Source organism: Azospirillum rugosum (assembly GCF_017876155.1).
Lineage (GTDB): Bacteria > Pseudomonadota > Alphaproteobacteria > Azospirillales > Azospirillaceae > Azospirillum > Azospirillum rugosum.
In genome coordinates, this window is sequence record NZ_JAGINP010000019.1 from 1 (window position 1) to 17,848 (window position 17,848).

Below are 17,848 nucleotides of genomic sequence, written 5' to 3' on the forward strand. Positions count from 1 at the left end.
CAGCGAGATGTTGTAGAGGAACAGCAGCGCCACCACGACGATGGCGGCCTTGATCCACAGCGGCTGCTCCAGGAACTCGCGCCCCTCGTGGATGCCGAAGACGTAGCCGACGACCGCGGCCAGCGCGCCGAACATGAACAGGCCGAACTGGAGGTAGGCCAGCTTCGGGCTGTGCAGCTCGCGCTCGGCCTCCTCCGGGATCAGGTAGTAGGCGGCGCCGAAGAAGCCCATCAGCAGCCAGACGATCAGCGCGTTGGTGTGGATCATGCGCAGGACGTTGAAGGGCAGCAGCTCCGACAGGGTGTTGGGCAGCACATAGACCGTGCCGGCCAGCAGGCCGACCAGCAGCTGCACGGCGAACAGGAGCAGCGCGCCGTAGAAGAAGGGCAGCGCCACCTTCTGGGACTCGTATTTCATGGCAGTCGTCCTTCCCGTCAGCCCGAGACCTTGGGCGGCCAGTTCTGGGTGTTGATGCGGCTGGTCCAGGCGAAGAAGTCGGCGAGGTCGCTGACCTCCTGGTCGGAGAGGTGGAACTGCGGCATCTGGCGGCGGCCCTCGATGCCGCTGGGCTGGGCGGCGAACCAAGCGGCGAGCGCGTCGCGCGCACCCTGCGGGTCCTTGTCGCCGCCGTAGCGGACCCAGACGTTGCCGAGTTCCGGCGCGAAGTAGGCGCCCTCGCCCAGGATGGAGTGGCAGTTGATGCAGGAGTGCTTCTCCCACACGTGCTTGCCGCGGGCGACGCTGTCGGTCAGGCCCTGGGCGTCGGTGCCGGTGGTGACGACGTATTTGTGGCTGGCCGCGGTCAGCGAGACGAAGGCGGCGAAGAAGAACAGCGAACCGCCGTAGAAGATGTTTCGGGCGGCCGCCTTGGTGAAGCGTTCCGTCATGCGTTGGTTCCCCTGGAACTGGATCAGGGCCCAGCGGGCCGGTCCTGGCTATCGATCGGGGCGAGCGGTCGGGCGGGAGAGCCGGCCCTCCGGTCGCCGTGCCGCCATCCATGGGGAAACTTGACTGATTTGCTCGGCCACTCCTTGACGGCGGTCAAGCGGCTGCGCGTTGGTTGCAAAGAACCGCGCCGCTCCTCCACCAAAGCAAACGGGGCCCGGCGTCATCCGCCGAGCCCCGTTTCCAAGGTCCTTATGCACCGCTCCCCGCGGTCGTCACTTCACGAGGGGGCAGCCACTGTCCTTCGGGTTGATGTAGGCCTGCTCGCCCGGAATGGTCTTCAGGATCTTGAAATAGTCCCACGCCGCCTTCGACTCGGCCGGCGTCTTCACCTGTGCCAGGTACATGTCGTTGAAGACGCGGCCGTTGTCGGCGATCTTCGCGTTCTTCATCATCATGTCGGTGACCGGCGTGCTGCGCATCTTGGCGGCCACCTTGTCGGGATCGTCGGTGCCGACCTCCTGCACGGTTTTCAGGTAATGCTTGACCGCCGAGTAGACGCCGGCCTGGTTCATCGACGGCTTGCGCCCGGTCCGCTCCTCGAACTTCTTCGACCAGGCGCGGGTCTCGTCGTTCATGTCCCAGTAGAAGGAGTTTGCCAGCATCAGCCCCTGCGAGGTCTCAAGGCCCAGCGCATGGACGTCGTTGATGTTCAGCAGCAGGCCGGCCAGCGTCTGGCCGCCCTGGGGGATGCCGAACTCGGCGGCCTGCTTCACCGCGTTGATGGTGTCGCCGCCGGCGTTGGCGAAGGCGACCACCTGCGCGCCCGACGCCTGCGCCTGCAGCAGGAAGGAGGAGAAGTCCGACGCGCCCAGGGGATGGCGCACGCTGCCCTTGATGGTGCCGCCCAGCTGCTTGACCGTGTTGGCCGCTTCGGCTTCCAGCGAATGGCCGAAGGCGTAGTCGGCGGTGATGAAGAACCAGCTTTTCTTGCCCTGTTCCATCAGCGCGCGGGCGGTGGAGGAGGCCACGGCGTGGTTGTCCCAGGTCCACAGGAAGCCGTAGGGGCTGCACTCCTTGCCCGTCAGGTCGGTGGAGCCGGGCCCGGACATCAGGAACAGGCGCTTCTTGTCCCGCGTGATGCCCTGCACGGCCAGCGCCGCGGCGGAGTTCGGCACGTCGGCGACCACGTCGACCTTCTCGGTGTCGATCCACTGGCGCGCCAGGTTGGCGGCGATGTCCGCCTTGTTCTGGTGGTCGCCGACGATGATCTCGACCTTGGTGCCGTTGATGGCGTTGCCGAACTCCTCCGCGGCCAGCCGCGCGGCCACCGCGGAGCCCTCGCCGTTGATGTCGGCGTAGATGCCGGACCGGTCGGACAGCATGCCGATCTTGATGACGCTGTCCGACATCTGGGCCTGGGCCGCGCCGGAGGCCAGGGCGGTGAAGGCGGCGCCGGCGAGAAGACCGGCAATAAGACCGTTGCGCATGTTTCGCTCCCTACGATTGGTTCTTGATGGTTGGGCCTGTCGAAGGATCAATGGGTCGTGTAGCCGCCGTCCACGGGAATGACGGCGCCGGTGATCGACGCGGCGGCGTCGGAGCACAGGAAGGCGATGGCGGCCGCGACCTCCTCCGGGGGGATCAGCCGGCCGGTCGGCATCTTGTCGAGGAACACCGCCTTCAGCACCCGCTCCTCCGGCAGGCCGGTGACCTGCGCCTGCTGGGCGATCTGCTTCTCGATGATGGGGGTCAGCACCGTGCCGGGGCACACCGCGTTGCAGGTGATGCCGTGCTCCGCGACCTCGATCGCCACGGACTTGGTCAGGCCGATGATGCCGTGCTTGGTGGCGACGTAGGCGGGCTTGTGCGGGGCGCCGACCATGCCGAGCACCGACGCCGTGTTGACGATGCGCCCCCAGCGCCGCTCCCGCATCGCGGGAAGGGCCGCCTTGATGGTGTGGAAGGCGGCGCTGAGGTTGACGGCGAGCAGCAGGTCCCACTTCTCGTCGGGGAACTCGTGCACCGCCGCCACGTGCTGCACCCCGGCGTTGTTCACCAGGATGTCGATGGGGCCCAGCGTCTCGGCGGCTTGGGCCATCATGGCGCGCGCCTCCTCCGGCCGGCTGAGGTCGGCGCCGGAATAGAGGATCGTCCTGCCGCTCTGCTCGGCGATCCCGGCGCACAGCCGGTCGATCTCCGCGCGGTCGCCGAAGCCGTTGAGCATCACGTGGCAGCCGCGGCCGGCAAGCTCGCGGGCGGTCGCCAGACCGATGCCGGTGGTGGAGCCGGTGACGACGGCGTTTCTGTTCTTCATCTCTTTTCCCTCCAACGTCTTGGACGATTGGGCGTCTCAGAACGCCACCTGGTCGGCGCCCTTCAGGGCGAGCATGGCGCGCGCCTCGGCGGGGGTGGCGACCTCAAGCGACAGCTCCTCCAGAATCCGGCGGATCTTCGCCACCTGCTCCGCGCTGTTCCGGGCCAGCCGTCCCTTGCTGAGGTACAGGCTGTCCTCAAGCCCGACGCGGACGTTGCCGCCCATGACGGCGGCCATGGTCGTGAAGGGAATCTGGTGACGGCCGGCCGCCAGCACCGACCATTCGTAATCCTTGCCGAACAGCCGGTCGGCGGTTTCGCGCATGAAGACGAGGTTGCGCTGCTCCGCGCCGATGCCGCCGAGGATGCCGAAGATCGTCTGGACGAAGAAGGGCGGCTTCACCAGCCCGCGGTCGACGAAGTGCGCGAGGTTGTAGAGGTGCCCGACGTCGTAGCACTCGAACTCGAAGCGCGTGCCGCAGCCCTCGCCCAGATGCTCCAGGATGTACGCGATGTCGCGGAAGGTGTTGCGGAAGATGAAGTCGTCCGTGCTGCGCAGGTAGGGCTCCTCCCAATCATGCTTCCAGTCCTTGTAGCGCTCGGCCAGCGGGAAGATGCCGAAGTTCATCGAGCCCATGTTGAGGGAGCACATCTCCGGCTGGGCCTGGAGGGGGGCGGCAAGGCGCTCCTGCACCGTCATGTTGAGCGAGCCGCCGGTGGTGATGTTCAGCACCGCGTCCGTCGACTGCTTGAGGCGCGGCAGGAACTGCATGAACACCGCCGGGTCGGGCGTCGGTTGCCCGGTGCGCGGATCGCGGGCGTGCAGGTGCAGGATCGCAGCACCAGCCTCGGCGGCGCCGACCCCCTGCTCGACGATCTCATCCGGCGTCACCGGCAGCGCGTCCGACATGGTCGGCGTGTGGATCGACCCCGTCAATGCGCAGCTGATGATGACCTTCTTCGATGATGCGGCCATGTGACGTTTTCCTGTGTGTGTCCGGCCCAACGGGCCGCGGAAGAGTGAAAATCCGGCGTTCGCGCGATCACCCGCGCTCCGTGTCGTCCAACCGTCGGAGATGGGCCGCCAAGCGGGCGTGGGCCTCGGTCCGCTGCGCATCATTCCAGGTCCGGAAGCCGGCCCCGGACTTCATGCCGAGCCGCCCGAACGCGACGAGGTCGCGCAGCAGGGGCAGCGGTCCGGCCGTGCGGTCGAGGTCCGGCAGGACGTGCTCGTGCACCGCGAGCGTCAGGTCGGTGCCGACGAGGTCGGCGTTCTCCAGCGGCCCCAGAACGGCAAGCCGCCGGCCGAAGCTGGCCTTGACCACGGCGTCCACCGTTTCGGCGTCGCACACGCCGTTCTGGACGAGCGCGATCGCCTCGCGCCACAGCGCGTGCTGCAAGCGGTTGCCGATGAAGCCGGGGACGTCCTTGCGGACATGCACCGGCATCTTGCCGATGGCGGTCAGCAGATCGATCATCGCGGCGACCGCCGCGTCGGCGGTGTCGGCGGTCTGGATGACCTCGACCAGCGGGATCTGGTAGGGCGGGTTCCACCAGTGGGTGCCCATGGCGCGGGTCTTGTCGCGCAGCCGTTCCATGATCCGGGTGATCGGGATCACCGACGTGTTGCTCGCCAGAAGCGCGTGGGGCGGGGCCGCGGCCTCGACCGCCGCGAAGATCCGTTGCTTCAGCTCCAGGTCTTCAGGCACCGCTTCGATGACGATGTCGGCGTGCGCGACGGCGTCCTCCAGCGTGTCGCAGGGCCGGATCCGATCCGCGGCGGTGCCGTCCATGCCCAGCCCCTGGAGGTTGCGGCGGACATGGTCGAGGATCCCGGCCCGGCGGGCGGGATCGGGCTCCTGGATATCGACGCGGTGACCGGCGACGGCGAAGGCCTGGGCGATCCCGTGCCCCATCAGTCCGGCGCCGATGATTCCAACACGCTGGTGCGTCATGCCTTGCGCTTTCCCTCCTCATGACTCAACGGGCGTCGCGTCACCGATTGTTCGCGGATCCCGCATTTTTCTTGGCGTCCGTATAACAAGATGCGTGCCAGAGGGGAAAACCGTTATAAATCAGCGTCTTATTCTGGTGCCCCGGGGATCGGGCGAACGGGCTGTTTGGGTTTCCGGACACCGCGGCCCGGCACGACGCGCGATGCCCAGCAAATCAGCGCTTTCCCCGTGTGCCAAATTTTGACAGACCGTGTTCAGAATATTGACAGGCGACGGGAGGCGGGCCATGACGGCGGAACAGGACAAGCACTTCGCAGCGGCGCGCGCCCTGATGGTGATGATCGACGAGATGATCGACGGCGCCATCCTGGTCGACAAAGACGCGCGCATCGTCTGGTCCAACGACAAGCACGTCTGGTTCGACGACAAGCGGATGGAGGCGCTGGGGATCCGGTCCGTGGCGGATATGGTCGGGCATCCCGTCGAACGCCTCATCCCGCACAGCCGGATGCGCGACGTGGTGGAGACCGGCCGCTCCATGCCGCTCGACATCATGCGCTATGGGGAGCACACGCTGCTGGTCAGCCGCCTCCCCCTGCGCGACGAGCGGGGGGAGATCATCGGCGCCATCGCCTTCGCGCTGAAGAACAGCCTCACCTACCTGCGGCCCATCGCGGAGCGCTTCAACAAACTGCAATCGCGTCTCGCGCGCATGGAAAAGGAACTCGCCGCCAGCCGGGCACCGAAATACACGGTGGAGAACCTGATCGGCTTCAGCCCGGCGATGCTCCAGGTGAAGCGGCTGGTGCGCAAGGCGGGCCAGATCCAGTCGGCGGTGCTGCTGCTGGGCGAGACGGGGACCGGCAAGGAACTGGTGGCGCACGCCATCCACGCCGCCTCCGACCGGGCCGACCGCCCCTTCGTGGGCCTCAACGTCGCGGCCATTCCCGAAAACCTGCTGGAGGCGGAGTTCTTCGGCGTCGCGCCGGGGGCCTACACCGGCGCCAGCCGGCAGACGCGCCCCGGGAAATTCCAGCTCGCGCACGGCGGCACGCTGTTCCTGGACGAGATCGGCGACATGCCGCTGCCGCTCCAGGCCAAGCTGCTGCGCGTGTTGCAGGAGCGGGAGGTCGAGCCGCTGGGGTCAAACCAGGTCATCAAGGTCGATGTCCGCATCATCGCCGCGACCAGCCGGCCGCTGGCGGAGATGGTGCGGGACGGCGCGTTCCGGTCGGATCTCTACTACCGGCTCAACGTCTTTCCGATCCAGCTGCCGGCCTTGCGCGACCGCCGGGAGGACCTGGAGATCCTCGCCTCCCTGTTCTCGGAACGGACGGCCGCGAGCCTCGACCAGCCGATGCGCGACCTCACCCCCCCAGCGCTGGAAACGCTGCACGGCTACGATTGGCCCGGCAACGTCCGTGAACTGGCCAACGTCATCGAGCAGGTCTATGTGCGCACCGACGGGGAGCGCATCCTGGCCGAGGACTTCGCCGACGTCCTTCCGAAAACCGCCGTCCACCGCCCCGCTGCGCCGACCAGGAAGCGCCCGCTGGCCGAGGCGATGGACGAGCTGGAGCGGTCACTCATCCTCGCCGCGCTGGAGGAGGCGAAGGGAAACAAGCTCGAAGCCGCCCGCAACCTCGGCCTGTCGCGCACCAACCTCTACGCGAAGCTGCGCAAGCACGGCATCACCGCGGATTTGGACGCTTAAGCGCCCTCTTCCTTCTCCACGAAGCTGTCGTTGTCGGTCAGGCGGTGGGCCGTGTTCTCCACATGCCGCCTTGCCGCAGCGCGGGCGGCTTCGGGGTCGCGGGCGAGAATGGCCTCGTAGATCGCCAGATGCTCCGCCTGGGCCAGCGCCCCACGGTCGGCCTTCTTCGCCGAACGCTTGCGGGAAACCATGATGTTCTCGTGCAGGAACTGGCCGAGGAAGGTGGTGAAGGTCAGGTAATGCGGGTTGCGGGTCGCCGCGCAGATGGCGCGGTGGAAGCGCACGTCGGCGTCGACGCCGGCCTCGACCTTCCCGCTCTCGATCGCCTCGGCCATCTTGTCCAGCGCCTTGCGCATGTCGCGCAGGTCGCGTTCGGTGCGCCGTTCCGCGGCCAGGCCGGCGGCCTCCGTCTCGATCCCCATGCGCAGTTCGACCAGCTTGACGATCTGCTCCGCCGGCTCCAGCTCGCCATGGTCGATCTGGAACGACGACTGGCGCCGGTTCGACACGACGAACACGCCGAGCCCCTGCCGGGTGCCCAGCAGGCCCGCGGTCTTCAGGCGCGCGACCGCCTCGCGGACGACCGTGCGGCTGACCCCGAAGCTGGTCGCCATCACCTGTTCGGAGGGAAGAATCTCGCCGGGCTTGTAGCGGCCACCGGTGATCTCCTCGGTCAATGCCTCGGCCACACGGTCAGTCAGGCTGACGGTGGGCTTCAACGCACGGGCGCGCGGAACTGGATTGGCCATGGCTCTCTACGGGTTCTCTCAGGGGGGACTTCGGTTTCAGGCTCTTGACAGATGACAATACTCTTATCATACAAGTGGGAGCTGGTCCACGCGGATTTACGCCAGCGGGAAAAGTTCACGCCACTGCAACAAGCGCCTCAACATATGGCGCGGGAAGGGCTTGGGCAACAGCATGACCACAAAAAAAGTAGTGTTGGTGGTGGGGGCCGGACAAGCCGGGTCTGAGGCCTGCTGGGCGTTGCGGCAGGGCGGTTTCGCCGGGGACATCATCCTCGTCGGCGCCGAAGCGGCGCTGCCCTATGAGCGGCCGCCCCTGTCGAAGAAGTTCCTGAACGGGACGCTGGACGCAGAGCGCCTGTTCCTGCGCGGCCCGGCCGCCTACGCCGACGCGGGCGTGTCGTTGAAGCTCGGCCGGCGGGTCGTCGGCCTCGATCCCGCGGCCTCCATCGCGGTGCTGGACGACGGGGAGCGGCTGGCCTTCGACTGGGCCATCCTCGCCATGGGCTCCGGCGCGCGCGCTCTGCCCATCCCCGGAATCGACCTCGCGGGCGTCCACGCGCTCCGGACGATGGAGGATGCGGAGCGCCTGCGCGCGGGGCTGCTGAAGGGCGGACGGCTGGTGGTGATCGGCGGCGGCTATCTGGGGCTGGAGGCAGCGGCGACGGGCCGCAAGCTCGGCTGCGAGGTCACCGTTCTGGAAAGCGCTTCCGGCCTGCTGCAACGGAGCGCGTCCCGCCAGACCGGCGCCTATTTCGAGGCGAAGCACCGGGCGGAGGGCGTCGACCTGCGCCTCGGCGCCTCGGTGGCGCGGATCGAGGGCGACGGGCGGGCGGAACGGGTGGTCACCGCCGACGGCACCGTCCTGCCCGCCGACCTCGTCCTGGTCGCCGTCGGCGGCGTTCCCGAAACCGCGCTGGCGGAGGCCGCCGGGCTGGAGTGCCGCAACGGCATCCTGGTCGACGCCGACTGCCGGACCAGCGTTGAAACCATCTTCGCCGTCGGCGACTGCGCCAACCATTTCGACCCGGCGCTCGGGCGCCACGTGCGGCTGGAGGCGGTGCAGACCGCGATATCCCAGGCGCGCTGCGCGGCGGCGGCCATCCTCGGCGCGCCCCGCCCCGCCCCCAAGACTCCCTATTTCTGGTCCGACCAGTATGGCGTGAAGTTGCAGATCGCCGGCCTGATCGACCCGTCGCTGCCCTGCGAGGACATCCTGTTCGGCGAGGCGGGCGTGTCCTTCGCCATCCACCGCATCCAGGGGGGCGTGCTCGCCGCGGTCGAGACGGTCAACCGCCCCGTGGACTTCGTCCGCGCCCAGAAATTGCTCGGCAAGCCCGTGGACGTCGCCGCGGTCGCCTGAACCAGCACAACGACCGGAACAACGAGGACACCATGCCCACTGCCCGCTTTGTCATGCCCGATGGAACCGAACGCGCGGTCGACGTGCCCGACGGCTGGTCGCTGATGGAAGGCGCCCGCCGCGACGGGATTCCCGGCATCGTCGCCGAATGCGGCGGCGGCGCCACCTGCGCCACCTGCCACGTCATCGTCGACCCGACCTGGTACGAGGTCGTCGGCGCACCGCCCGACACCGAATCCATGCTTCTGGAACTGGCGTCGGAGCGCGGCGAGACCAGCCGCCTCAGCTGCCAGATCCTGATGACCGACGCGCTGGACGGCATCACCGTCCGCGTCCCGGAATCGCAACTCTGAACCTCCAACAACAGCCCAAACGCTGACATAAGGGAGCGGAAACACCATGCCGGCACCGTCCGTGCACCCTCTGGCGCCGTCCGAACTCGTCGTGACGGCCATTCCGGAAGACGAACGCCTGTGGGTCCTGCAGGCCCCGAACGTCTGGTTCCGCCCGCTGATGTTCAACACGCTGCAGGGCCAGTGGTGCAACCTGCTGCGCGTCCGTCGCGCCGGTGTGCTGAGCCGCCACCGTCACCCCGGCCCAGTGCACGGCTACGTCATCAAGGGCACCTGGCGATACCTGGAGCATGACTGGCTGGCCACGGCCGGATCCTACGTGTTCGAGCCGCCGGGCGAGACGCACACGCTGACCGTCGACAGCGACGACGAGATGATCACCTTCTTCAACGTGTCCGGCTGCATGTATTACGTCGACGAGGAGGGCCGCCACACCGGCTTCGAGGACGTCTTCTCCAAGATCGACATGTGCGCCGCGCACTACGAGTCCGTCGGGCTCGGCGCCGACTATGTGAAGCAGTTCATCCGCTGACGTAGGGAAAAGAAAAGGCGCCGCGTCCGGGTGACGGACGCGGCGCCTTTTCCGTTGCGGCCCGTTACTCCACCACCTTCACCCCGGCGGTGTCCACCACCTGCTTCCAGCGGTCGTGCTCGGACTTCACGAAGCTGGTGAAGGCCTCCGTGTCGCGGTCGACGGGGAGGAAGGAGATGGTCTGCAAGCGCTCCTTGGTGGCCGGATCGCGGGCGACCTCGACCAGCGCCGCGGCGATCTTCGCCTTCAAGTCCGGGCTGAGGTTCTTCGGCCCGTACATGCCCATCCAGCTGGTGACGTTGAAGTCCTTGATGCCGGATTCGGCGATGGTCGGCACCTCCGGCAGCTGCTCCGCCCGGTAAGCGCTGGTGACCGCCAGCGCCTTCACCGCGCCGGCCTTGATCTGGCCGACCACCGTCGGCAGGTTTTCGAAGACGACGTGGATGTTGCCCCCGCGCAGATCGTTCAACGATGCCATGCCGCCCTTGTAGGGGATGTGCTCCATCTTCACGCCGGTCTTCTGCATGAACAGCTCGGCCGTCAGGTGGTTGGACGCGCCGATGCCGGTGGAGCCGAAGTTCAGCTGCCCCGGCCGCGCCTTGGCGTAGTCGATGAACTCCTGCACGGTGTTCACCGGCAGGTCCTTGTTGACGATCATGACGTTGACGAACTCGGCGATGCCGGCGATGGGCGTCAGCGTCTTGTCGATGTCGATCGGGAACTTCGGATCGACCAGCGGCGGCAGCACCAGCCCGCCCAGCCCGCCGACCAGCAGGGAATAGCCGTCCGGCTTGGACCGGATCACGTCCTGCGTGCCGATCACGCCGCTCGCCCCCGGCTTGTTGTCGACGATGACCGTCTGGTTGAGCCTGGCCTTCAGCCCGTCGGCGACCACGCGCCCGACGAGGTCGGAGACGCCCCCGGGCGGATAGGGAACGACGAGGCGGATGGTTTGCGACGGGTAAGTGTCGGCCACGGCTGTTGCCGCCACGCCGAAGGCCAGCAGCAACGCGCCCAGCGTTGTCACCACACGTTTCATCACGACACTCCAAAGGGAATGGGGAATTGCACGAAGGTCAATAAAGAGAGAAGAAGACCGTCTATTCCTGGAACGCCTCCTCCCGCGTCTTGCGGACGGACGGAAGCAGGACGGCGACCAGGAGGGCGACCGCCAGGAGCAGCAGCCCCAGGCTGATCGGGCGTTCCAGGAAGATGATCGGGTCGCCGCGCGACATCAGCATCGCCCGCCGCAGGTTCTCCTCGATCATCGGGCCGAGCACGAAGCCGAGCAGCAGCGGCGCCGCCTCGCAGCCGAGCTTGATGAACACATAGCCCACGAAGCCGAAGAGCGCGGTCAGGATCAGGTCGAAGGGCTGGCTGCTCAGCGTGTAGACGCCGATGCAGGAGAACAGCAGGATGGCCGGCGACAGCATGCGGTAGGGAAGCGACAGCATCTTCACCCACAGGCCGATCAGCGGCAGGTTGAGCACCACCAGCATCAGGTTGCCCACCCACATGCTGGCGATCATGCCCCAGAACAGGCGGGGCTGGTCGCTGACCACCTGCGGGCCGGGCACGATCCCCTGCATGATCATGGCGCCGATCATCAGGGCCATGACGCCGTTGGACGGCAGGCCCAGGGTCAGCATGGGGATGAAGGAGGTCTGGGCGCCGGCGTTGTTGGCGGCCTCCGGCCCGGCCACGCCCTCGATGGCGCCGTTCCCGAAGCGCGACGGGTCGCGCGCCAGGTTCTTTTCCAGCGTGTAGGACGCGAAGGAGCTCAGCAGCGCCCCGCCGCCGGGAAGCACGCCGAGCACGGAGCCGAGCATCGTCCCGCGCAGGATCGGCATGGCGCTCTGCCGCAGGTCGGCGCGGGTCGGTAGGACGCTCTTGACCGGGTTGACGAGGACCGTCCGCTTCTCCTTCGATTCGACGTTCACCATGATCTCAGCCAGGCCGAACAGGCCGATGGCGAGCACGACGAAATCGACGCCCTCCGCCAGTTCGGGAAGGCCGAAGGTGAAGCGCTGGTAGCCGGAATTGACGTCGGTGCCCGCGGTGCCGAACAGAAGGCCCAGCACGATCATGGCGATCGCCTTCAGCAGCGATCCCTGCGCCATGACCACCGCGGCGATCAGGCCAAGCACCATCAGCGCGCAGTATTCCGCCGGGCCGAACTGGATGGCCAGCTGCGCCAGCGGCGGCGCGAACAGCGCGATCAGCGCGGTCCCGAAGCAGCCCGCGGCGAAGGAGCCGATGGCGGCGATGCCCAGCGCCGCCCCCGCCCGGCCCTGCCGCGCCATCTTGTAGCCGTCGAGGCAGGTCACCACCGACGAGGTCTCGCCGGGCAGGTTCACCAGCACGGCCGACGTGGACCCGCCATACTGCGCGCCGTAATAGATGCCCGCCAGCATGATCAGGGCGGAGGTGGCGTCCAGGCCGAAGGTGACCGGCAGAAGCATGGCGATGGTCGCCATTGGCCCGATTCCCGGCAGGACGCCGACCAGCGTGCCGCACAGAACGCCGATGAAACAGTAAAGAAGGCTGACCGGCTGCAACGCCGCGCCGAATCCGAGGCTCAACGCGCTGAAAAGATCCATCACGCAGGTCCAATCGAGAGTTGCACGCCGACGCCGTAGACGAAAACGACGATCGCGATGGCGATGAGCACGAGGTAGATCAGCACGATCTCGATGGCGCGGAAGTCGCGGTTCGCCACCGCGCCGAGGCCGACCAGCACCGCCGTGGCGATGGCCAGGCCCGCCGGCTTCAGCAGCAGGCCGAAGGCCACCACGGCCGCCAGCACCAGCGCGCAGCGCGGGCTGCCGCCGGGGACGGACGCGCCGGGGCTGAGGACACCGCGCGCCGCGATGAGCGCGCCCAACCCGGTCAAAAGCCAGCCGAGAAGTGTCGGGAAATAGCCCGGTCCCATGCGGGTCGATGTGCCGTGGGGATAGGCGCTGGACAGCGCCAGGGCCGCCGCGCCGATCAGGATGAACATAAGGCCGGCAAGCACGTCCTGGCTGCCGAAGATCCGTGCTTTGGTCACCCGTGGACTCCTTCGAGGAAGGCGATGTGGGGCACCGGAGGAGCACCCGCGCCTTACGGTGCTACGGTTGTGATCAGATGCCTCAATGGTTGTCATTTAGCTTGACAGAGTACGATACGGTTATCATACAAGTGACAGACCGTCAAAGGCGTTTCTCCCCTCCTCCCTCCAGCGCACGCGGAACGACCGCGACGGCCTTTCAAAACCAAAGGAGCAGGTTGGTGAACGAAAAAACGAAAGGGATGCGCGCCGGTTTGGCGAACTACGGCGACGCCGGCTTCTCTTTGTTTCTGCGCAAGGCGTTCATCGCGGCCATGGGCTATTCCGACGACGCCCTGGAGCGGCCGATCATCGGCATCACCGACACCTTCAGCGGCTACAACGCCTGCCACCGCAACGTTCCGGAGGTGATCGACGCCATCAAGCGCGGCGTGATGCTGGCCGGCGGGCTTCCCATCGAATTCCCGGTCGTCTCGATCCACGAGGCCTTCTCCAACCCCACCAGCATGTTCCTGCGCAACCTCATGGCCATGGACACGGAGGAGCTGGTCCGGGCGCAGCCGATGGACGCGGTCGTGCTGATCGGCGGGTGCGACAAGACGGTCCCGGCCCTGCTGATGGGCGCTGCCAGCGCCAACGTGCCCGCGATCATGACGGTCACCGGGCCGATGATCACCGGCCACCACCGCGGCGAACGGCTGGGCGCCTGCACCGACTGCCGCCGCCTGTGGGGCAAGCACCGCGCCGGCGAGATCTCCGCCGCCGAAATCCAGGAACTGACCGGCAAGCTGGCGCCCGCCGCCGGCACCTGCATGGTCATGGGCACGGCCAGCACCATGGCGCTGATGACCGAGGCGATGGGCATGATGCTGCCGGGCGGGGCCGCCATCCCGGCCGTGCACGCCGACCGGCTGCGCCACGCGGAGGCCACCGGCGCGCGCGCCGTCGCCATGGCCGCGGAAGGGCTGACGCCGGACAAGATCATGACGCCGGCCGCTCTGGCGAACGCTTTGCGCGTGCTGCACGCGGTCGGCGGTTCGACCAACGCGCTGGTGCATCTGGCCGCCGTCGCCGGGCGCCTCGGCTTCGACCTCGACCTGGAAGCCTTCGACCGCATGGGCCTGGAAACGCCGGTGCTGGTCGACCTGAAGCCGTCGGGCCAGCATTACATGGAGGATCTGCACCGGGCCGGCGGCCTGACGACGATCCTGCGCGAGATCAAGCCGCTGATGAACCTCGACTGCGTCACCGTGTCCGGCAAGACGCTGGGCCAGCAGATCGAGGAGGCCCCGCCCTCCTGGCCGCAGGAGGTCGTCCGGCCGCTCGACAACCCGATCTATTCCAAGGGCGGCATCCGCCTGCTGCGCGGCAACCTCGCGCCGAAGGGGGCCATCATCAAGGAGTCCGCCGCCTCTCCCGTTCTGATGCAGCACACCGGCCGCGCCGTGGTGTTCGAATCGCTGGAGGACATGGACCGCCGCATCGACAGCCCCGACCTGGACGTGCGCGCCGACGACGTGCTCGTCCTGCGCAACGCCGGCCCGAAGGGCGCGCCGGGCATGCCGGAATCCGGCTACATCCCCATCCCGCGCAAGCTCGCCCAGCAGGGCGTCAAGGACATGGTCCGCCTGTCCGACGCGCGGATGAGCGGTACGGCCTTCGGCACCATCGTGCTGCACGCCTGCCCGGAAGCCGCGGTCGGCGGCCCGATCGCGCTGGTGCGCACCGGCGACCTCATCCGCCTCGACGTCCCGGCCGGCCAGTTGGAGTTGCTGGTGGACGAGGACGAGCTGATGCGCCGCCGCGCCGAATGGGTGGCGCCGGAATGGACGGGTGCCGAGCGCGGCTACCGCCGCCTGTGGTTCGACCAGGTCCTCCAGGCCGACGAGGGCTGCGACTTCGCCTTCCTGCGCAACCCGACCACCACCGGCACGGTGCCCTGACGGCACCGGTTGACCCCAAACAAATAGCCCGGCGCCCATCAAAGGCGCCGGGCTATTTGTTTGCTACGAACGATCCGACGGAATCAGTTCTGCAGAGAACCGCGGAAGTAGCGGAGCACCAGCAGCACGACCGCGCAGTCGAGCACGGTGATGATGACCGCCAGCGCCGCCAGCTGCGGGAAGGAGCCGTTCTCCCACAGGTCGAGCAGGGTCTGCCCGATGACCGGGTTGTTCGTGCCGCCCAGCAGCGCCGAGGCCGTCAGGTCGCCGGACATCTGGACGAACAGGATGATCCAGCCCGCCGCCAGGCCGGGCAGCATCAGGGGCAGAAGGATGCGCAGGAAGGTACGGCCGGGCGGGGTGCGGAAGACCTGGGCCGCCTCGACCAGCTCCCGCCCCACCTGGGACACGGCGGAGCTGGCGGAGCGGGCCGCCTGGGGCAGGAACATCACCAGATAGGCCAGCAGCAGCATTGTCAGCGTGCCGTAGAGGTTCAGCCAGCCCTGGCTGAAGGACACCAGGAAGCCGACGCCGATGACCGTGTGCGGGATGGCCGCCGGCAGGGTGGCGATACCGTCGATGACGGCGCGCAGCCGGCCTCCCGAATTGTGGGCGGCCAGCGCCAGCACCGCCGCCACGAACATGCCGATGGTCGCCCCAACCGCGCCCAGCGACAGGCTGTTGATCAGCGCCTGGGTCGTCATGTCGTTCTCGAACAGGACGAAATGGTAGTTGTGGAGGCTGAGCTGGCTCCACACCACCCGCGGCGTCCAGAAGGGCTGGAGCGAGACGATGACGAGCCCGATGACTGGAATGACCGCGGTCGCCAGGACATAGGCGATCATCGTCCCCTGCGCCAGCCAGCGCCAGCGGCCGAGCCGGATCCGCGAGGCCGGCGCACCCTTGCCGCCGATCGTCGCGTAGCGCCCGCTGCGCACGATCCAGGCCTGCAGCAGCAGCGCGCCCTGCACGATGATCATCATGAAGATGCTGAGCATGATCGCGAGATCGGTTTTCGGCGGGTAGTTGTAGAGCAGCCGGTAGGTCTTCACCGACAGCACCTCGATCCCGGCGCCCGTCCCGATGATCATGGGAACGGAGAAGAAGGCGAAGCCCAGCATCACCAGGATCAGCGCCGAGGCGAGCAGTGCCGGACGGATCGCGGGAAGCGTCACGACGAACAGCGTCTTCATCGGCCCCGCGCCGTTCATGCGGGCCGCTTCCTCGAAATACGGGTTGAGGTTCCGCAGCGCCGCCGACACGATCAAATAGACGTAGGGCACCAGGTACAGCGCGGTGATGATCACCAGGCCCTGATACGTATAGATGTTCAGCGGCCCCTCGCGCATCGGCACGCCGACGGCATCGAACAGGCCGCGCAGCAGGCCGTTGAGCACGCCGGCCTTGGGGGCCAGCAGCATCACCCAGCCGGTCACGCCGGCGATCTGCGGCACGAGCAGCGGGATCAGCGGCAGGATGTCCGCCGTCCAGCCGGTGCTCGCGTCCGTGCGCTCGTTCAGCCAGGCGAAAGCCGCGCCCACGAACAGCGCCAGTGCGCCGCTCACGGCGACCAGGACGACGGTGTTGAAAAGCGCGGCGAGGAGATCCGGGTTGGTCACCGCGGCGGTGAAGCCCGATAGGCCGATCCGCCCGTCGACGACGAAGGCGCGGAGGAGGATGCCGCCGACCGGGTAGACGACCAGAGCCAGGGTCAGCAGGATCAGCAGCGTGACCACAATGTTGAACGGCGACAGCCGGCCCGCGAGACGCGCGGCGCCGGCAAGCGGGGCGGAAGCGCTGCCCGTTGCTTGCATGGTGTTCGTTCCCTAATCCGTACGGTCAGCGGAAGACGCGGACATGCTCCGGATGGACCCCGATGCCGATGGCGCCCCCCTCGCGGACCAACTCCTGGCGCATGCTGCGCAGGATCACCCGCTTGTCGCCGACCAGCGCGACGTATTCCGTGAAGAGACCCAGGAACATCGTGCTTTCCAGGGTGGCGGCCATCACGTTCAGGCCGTCCTGCTCCGCCGTGACGTGCAGGTTTTCCGGACGGATCAGGACGACAACGGACTGCCCGACCTCGAAGTCGGCGCCGTCGCGCGACGCCAGCCGACCGATGTCCGTGTCGACCAGCAGAAGCCCGTCCTTGCGGCCGGCCACCGTGCCCGGGAACTCGTTGGTCGCGCCGACGAAGTCGGCGACGTAGCGCGAATCCGGCCGCTCGTAGATCTCATAGGGCGAACCGATCTGCGCCACGCTGCCGGTGTTCATCACGGCGATCCGGTGCGCCACCGCGGTGGCCTCCGTCTGGTCGTGGGTGACGTAGAGTGCCGAGAAGCCGAGCTTCTTCTGCATGCTCACCAGCTCGATGCGCAGCTGCTCGCGCACCTTGGCGTCCACGTTCGACAGCGGCTCGTCGAACAGGATGACGCCGGAATTGCTGACGATGGCGCGGGCGAGCGCGATGCGCTGCTGCTGGCCGCCGCTGAGCTGCCCCGGAAAGCGGTTCTCGAACGCAGCACAGCCGACCATGGCGAGCGCGGCCCGCACGCGGTCGCGGATGTCCGATTTCGGCACGCGGGCGTTGGTCAGCGGAAAGGCGACGTTGTCGAACACCGTCATGTGCGGCCACAGCGCGTAGGACTGGAAGACCATGCTGACGCCGCGCTTCTCCGGCGCTATCAGGATGCCGCGGTCGGAGGAGAAGACGACCGTGCCGTTGATCTCGATCTCGCCCTCGTCCGGCTGCTCCAGCCCGGCGACGCAGCGCAGCAGCGTGGTCTTGCCGCAGCCGCTCGGCCCCAGCAGGACCAGCTTCTCGCCGGCGTTGACGGTCATCGACACGTTGTTCAGCGCCAGCACGTCGCCGCGCGGGGTGCGGTAGCGCTTGGTGAGGTTGCGCACCCGGATGCGCACCTCGGCCGGCAGGGGGGTGGACATGGGGACATCGTCCGCGACGAGCGGCGCGGGGTTTGTGGCGATGGTCATG

The 17,848-nt window shown here is 67.7% G+C and carries 17 protein-coding genes; 5 read left to right on the forward strand and 12 right to left on the reverse strand.

Annotation, left to right across the window (positions count from 1 at the left end; genetic code table 11):
• The 6 genes from J2851_RS23535 to J2851_RS23560 all read right to left on the reverse strand — a co-directional run.
• The coding region (locus tag J2851_RS23535) for a cbb3-type cytochrome c oxidase subunit I (protein WP_209769297.1) at positions 1-417 on the reverse strand (417 nt) is incomplete at its 3' end.
• Between the two features lie 17 nt (positions 418-434).
• Entirely contained in the window at positions 435-887 is a 453-nt protein-coding gene (locus tag J2851_RS23540; protein ID WP_209769298.1) for a c-type cytochrome, read from the reverse strand.
• A 273-nt stretch (positions 888-1,160) separates the two neighbouring features.
• Positions 1,161-2,375: an ABC transporter substrate-binding protein gene (locus J2851_RS23545; RefSeq protein WP_209769299.1), complete on the reverse strand. Its 1,215-nt coding sequence runs from the start codon at positions 2,373-2,375 to the stop codon at positions 1,161-1,163.
• Positions 2,376-2,422: 47 nt separating this feature from the next.
• Positions 2,423-3,202 carry a 3-hydroxybutyrate dehydrogenase gene (locus J2851_RS23550; protein ID WP_209769301.1) on the reverse strand — a complete coding sequence of 260 codons (780 nt, stop codon included), beginning with the start codon at positions 3,200-3,202 and terminating at the stop codon, positions 2,423-2,425.
• Positions 3,203-3,238: 36 nt separating this feature from the next.
• Positions 3,239-4,177 carry a 3,5-dioxohexanoate:acetyl-CoA acetone transferase gene (gene kce, locus J2851_RS23555; protein ID WP_209769302.1) on the reverse strand — a complete coding sequence of 313 codons (939 nt, stop codon included), beginning with the start codon at positions 4,175-4,177 and terminating at the stop codon, positions 3,239-3,241.
• A gap of 67 nt (positions 4,178-4,244) precedes the next feature.
• Positions 4,245-5,156 carry a 3-hydroxyacyl-CoA dehydrogenase family protein gene (locus J2851_RS23560; protein WP_209769303.1) on the reverse strand — a complete coding sequence of 304 codons (912 nt, stop codon included), beginning with the start codon at positions 5,154-5,156 and terminating at the stop codon, positions 4,245-4,247.
• Positions 5,157-5,442: 286 nt separating this feature from the next.
• Between J2851_RS23560 and J2851_RS23565 the strand changes: the two genes are divergently transcribed.
• Positions 5,443-6,870: a sigma-54 interaction domain-containing protein gene (locus tag J2851_RS23565; protein WP_209769304.1), complete on the forward strand. Its 1,428-nt coding sequence runs from the start codon at positions 5,443-5,445 to the stop codon at positions 6,868-6,870.
• On the opposite strand, the gene J2851_RS23570 is transcribed toward J2851_RS23565, so the two are convergent.
• Positions 6,867-7,619 (reverse strand): FadR/GntR family transcriptional regulator, encoded by a 753-nt coding sequence (locus tag J2851_RS23570; RefSeq protein WP_209769305.1) that lies wholly within the window; start codon positions 7,617-7,619, stop codon positions 6,867-6,869. The genes J2851_RS23565 and J2851_RS23570 overlap by 4 nt on opposite strands.
• Before the next feature lie 172 nt (positions 7,620-7,791).
• Here J2851_RS23570 and J2851_RS23575 point away from each other — a divergent pair, with 172 nt between their 5' ends.
• The 3 genes from J2851_RS23575 to J2851_RS23585 are packed head-to-tail and all read left to right on the forward strand — an operon-like array spanning position 7,792 to position 9,864.
• Positions 7,792-8,979: an NAD(P)/FAD-dependent oxidoreductase gene (locus tag J2851_RS23575; protein WP_209769306.1), complete on the forward strand. Its 1,188-nt coding sequence runs from the start codon at positions 7,792-7,794 to the stop codon at positions 8,977-8,979.
• A 32-nt stretch (positions 8,980-9,011) separates the two neighbouring features.
• A complete protein-coding gene (locus tag J2851_RS23580; protein WP_209769308.1) occupies positions 9,012-9,332 on the forward strand; it encodes a 2Fe-2S iron-sulfur cluster-binding protein in 321 nt (106 codons plus the stop codon).
• A 46-nt stretch (positions 9,333-9,378) separates the two neighbouring features.
• A complete protein-coding gene (locus tag J2851_RS23585) occupies positions 9,379-9,864 on the forward strand; it encodes a 2,4'-dihydroxyacetophenone dioxygenase family protein (RefSeq protein ID WP_209769310.1) in 486 nt (161 codons plus the stop codon).
• 64 nt (positions 9,865-9,928) lie between these two features.
• On the opposite strand, the gene J2851_RS23590 is transcribed toward J2851_RS23585, so the two are convergent.
• The 3 genes from J2851_RS23590 to J2851_RS23600 all read right to left on the reverse strand — a co-directional run bounded on the left by J2851_RS23590 (position 9,929) and on the right by J2851_RS23600 (position 12,913).
• Positions 9,929-10,903, reverse strand: coding sequence for a Bug family tripartite tricarboxylate transporter substrate binding protein (locus J2851_RS23590; RefSeq protein ID WP_209769312.1), 975 nt, complete (start codon positions 10,901-10,903; stop codon positions 9,929-9,931).
• A gap of 61 nt (positions 10,904-10,964) precedes the next feature.
• On the reverse strand, positions 10,965-12,464 hold the full coding sequence (locus J2851_RS23595) for a tripartite tricarboxylate transporter permease (RefSeq protein WP_209769314.1): 1,500 nt from the start codon (positions 12,462-12,464) through the stop codon (positions 10,965-10,967).
• A complete protein-coding gene (locus J2851_RS23600) occupies positions 12,464-12,913 on the reverse strand; it encodes a tripartite tricarboxylate transporter TctB family protein (RefSeq protein ID WP_209769316.1) in 450 nt (149 codons plus the stop codon). Before J2851_RS23600 ends, J2851_RS23595 begins: the two co-directional genes overlap by 1 nt.
• Before the next feature lie 221 nt (positions 12,914-13,134).
• Here J2851_RS23600 and J2851_RS23605 point away from each other — a divergent pair, with 221 nt between their 5' ends.
• Entirely contained in the window at positions 13,135-14,856 is a 1,722-nt protein-coding gene (locus J2851_RS23605; RefSeq protein ID WP_307421041.1) for an IlvD/Edd family dehydratase, read from the forward strand.
• 83 nt (positions 14,857-14,939) lie between these two features.
• On the opposite strand, the gene J2851_RS23610 is transcribed toward J2851_RS23605, so the two are convergent.
• Together J2851_RS23610 and J2851_RS23615 are read right to left on the reverse strand one after the other, a co-directional pair.
• Positions 14,940-16,670 carry an ABC transporter permease gene (locus J2851_RS23610; RefSeq protein WP_209769318.1) on the reverse strand — a complete coding sequence of 577 codons (1,731 nt, stop codon included), beginning with the start codon at positions 16,668-16,670 and terminating at the stop codon, positions 14,940-14,942.
• Positions 16,671-16,695: 25 nt separating this feature from the next.
• Positions 16,696-17,847, reverse strand: coding sequence for an ABC transporter ATP-binding protein (locus tag J2851_RS23615; protein ID WP_209769319.1), 1,152 nt, complete (start codon positions 17,845-17,847; stop codon positions 16,696-16,698).
• Between the last annotated feature and the right edge of the window lies 1 nt (position 17,848).

Bases quoted from the DNA above. Each gene is read 5' to 3' on its own strand.
- J2851_RS23540 (WP_209769298.1), bottom strand. From the start codon at position 887: ATGACGGAACGCTTCACCAAGGCGGCCGCCCGAAACATCTTCTACGGC.
- J2851_RS23545 (WP_209769299.1), bottom strand. From the start codon at position 2,375: ATGCGCAACGGTCTTATTGCCGGTCTTCTCGCCGGCGCCGCCTTCACC.
- J2851_RS23550 (WP_209769301.1), bottom strand. From the start codon at position 3,202: ATGAAGAACAGAAACGCCGTCGTCACCGGCTCCACCACCGGCATCGGT.
- kce (WP_209769302.1), bottom strand. From the start codon at position 4,177: ATGGCCGCATCATCGAAGAAGGTCATCATCAGCTGCGCATTGACGGGG.
- J2851_RS23560 (WP_209769303.1), bottom strand. From the start codon at position 5,156: ATGACGCACCAGCGTGTTGGAATCATCGGCGCCGGACTGATGGGGCAC.
- J2851_RS23565 (WP_209769304.1), top strand. From the start codon at position 5,443: ATGACGGCGGAACAGGACAAGCACTTCGCAGCGGCGCGCGCCCTGATG.
- J2851_RS23570 (WP_209769305.1), bottom strand. From the start codon at position 7,619: ATGGCCAATCCAGTTCCGCGCGCCCGTGCGTTGAAGCCCACCGTCAGC.
- J2851_RS23575 (WP_209769306.1), top strand. From the start codon at position 7,792: ATGACCACAAAAAAAGTAGTGTTGGTGGTGGGGGCCGGACAAGCCGGG.
- J2851_RS23580 (WP_209769308.1), top strand. From the start codon at position 9,012: ATGCCCACTGCCCGCTTTGTCATGCCCGATGGAACCGAACGCGCGGTC.
- J2851_RS23585 (WP_209769310.1), top strand. From the start codon at position 9,379: ATGCCGGCACCGTCCGTGCACCCTCTGGCGCCGTCCGAACTCGTCGTG.
- J2851_RS23590 (WP_209769312.1), bottom strand. From the start codon at position 10,903: ATGAAACGTGTGGTGACAACGCTGGGCGCGTTGCTGCTGGCCTTCGGC.
- J2851_RS23595 (WP_209769314.1), bottom strand. From the start codon at position 12,464: ATGGATCTTTTCAGCGCGTTGAGCCTCGGATTCGGCGCGGCGTTGCAG.
- J2851_RS23610 (WP_209769318.1), bottom strand. From the start codon at position 16,670: ATGCAAGCAACGGGCAGCGCTTCCGCCCCGCTTGCCGGCGCCGCGCGT.
- J2851_RS23615 (WP_209769319.1), bottom strand. From the start codon at position 17,847: ATGACCATCGCCACAAACCCCGCGCCGCTCGTCGCGGACGATGTCCCC.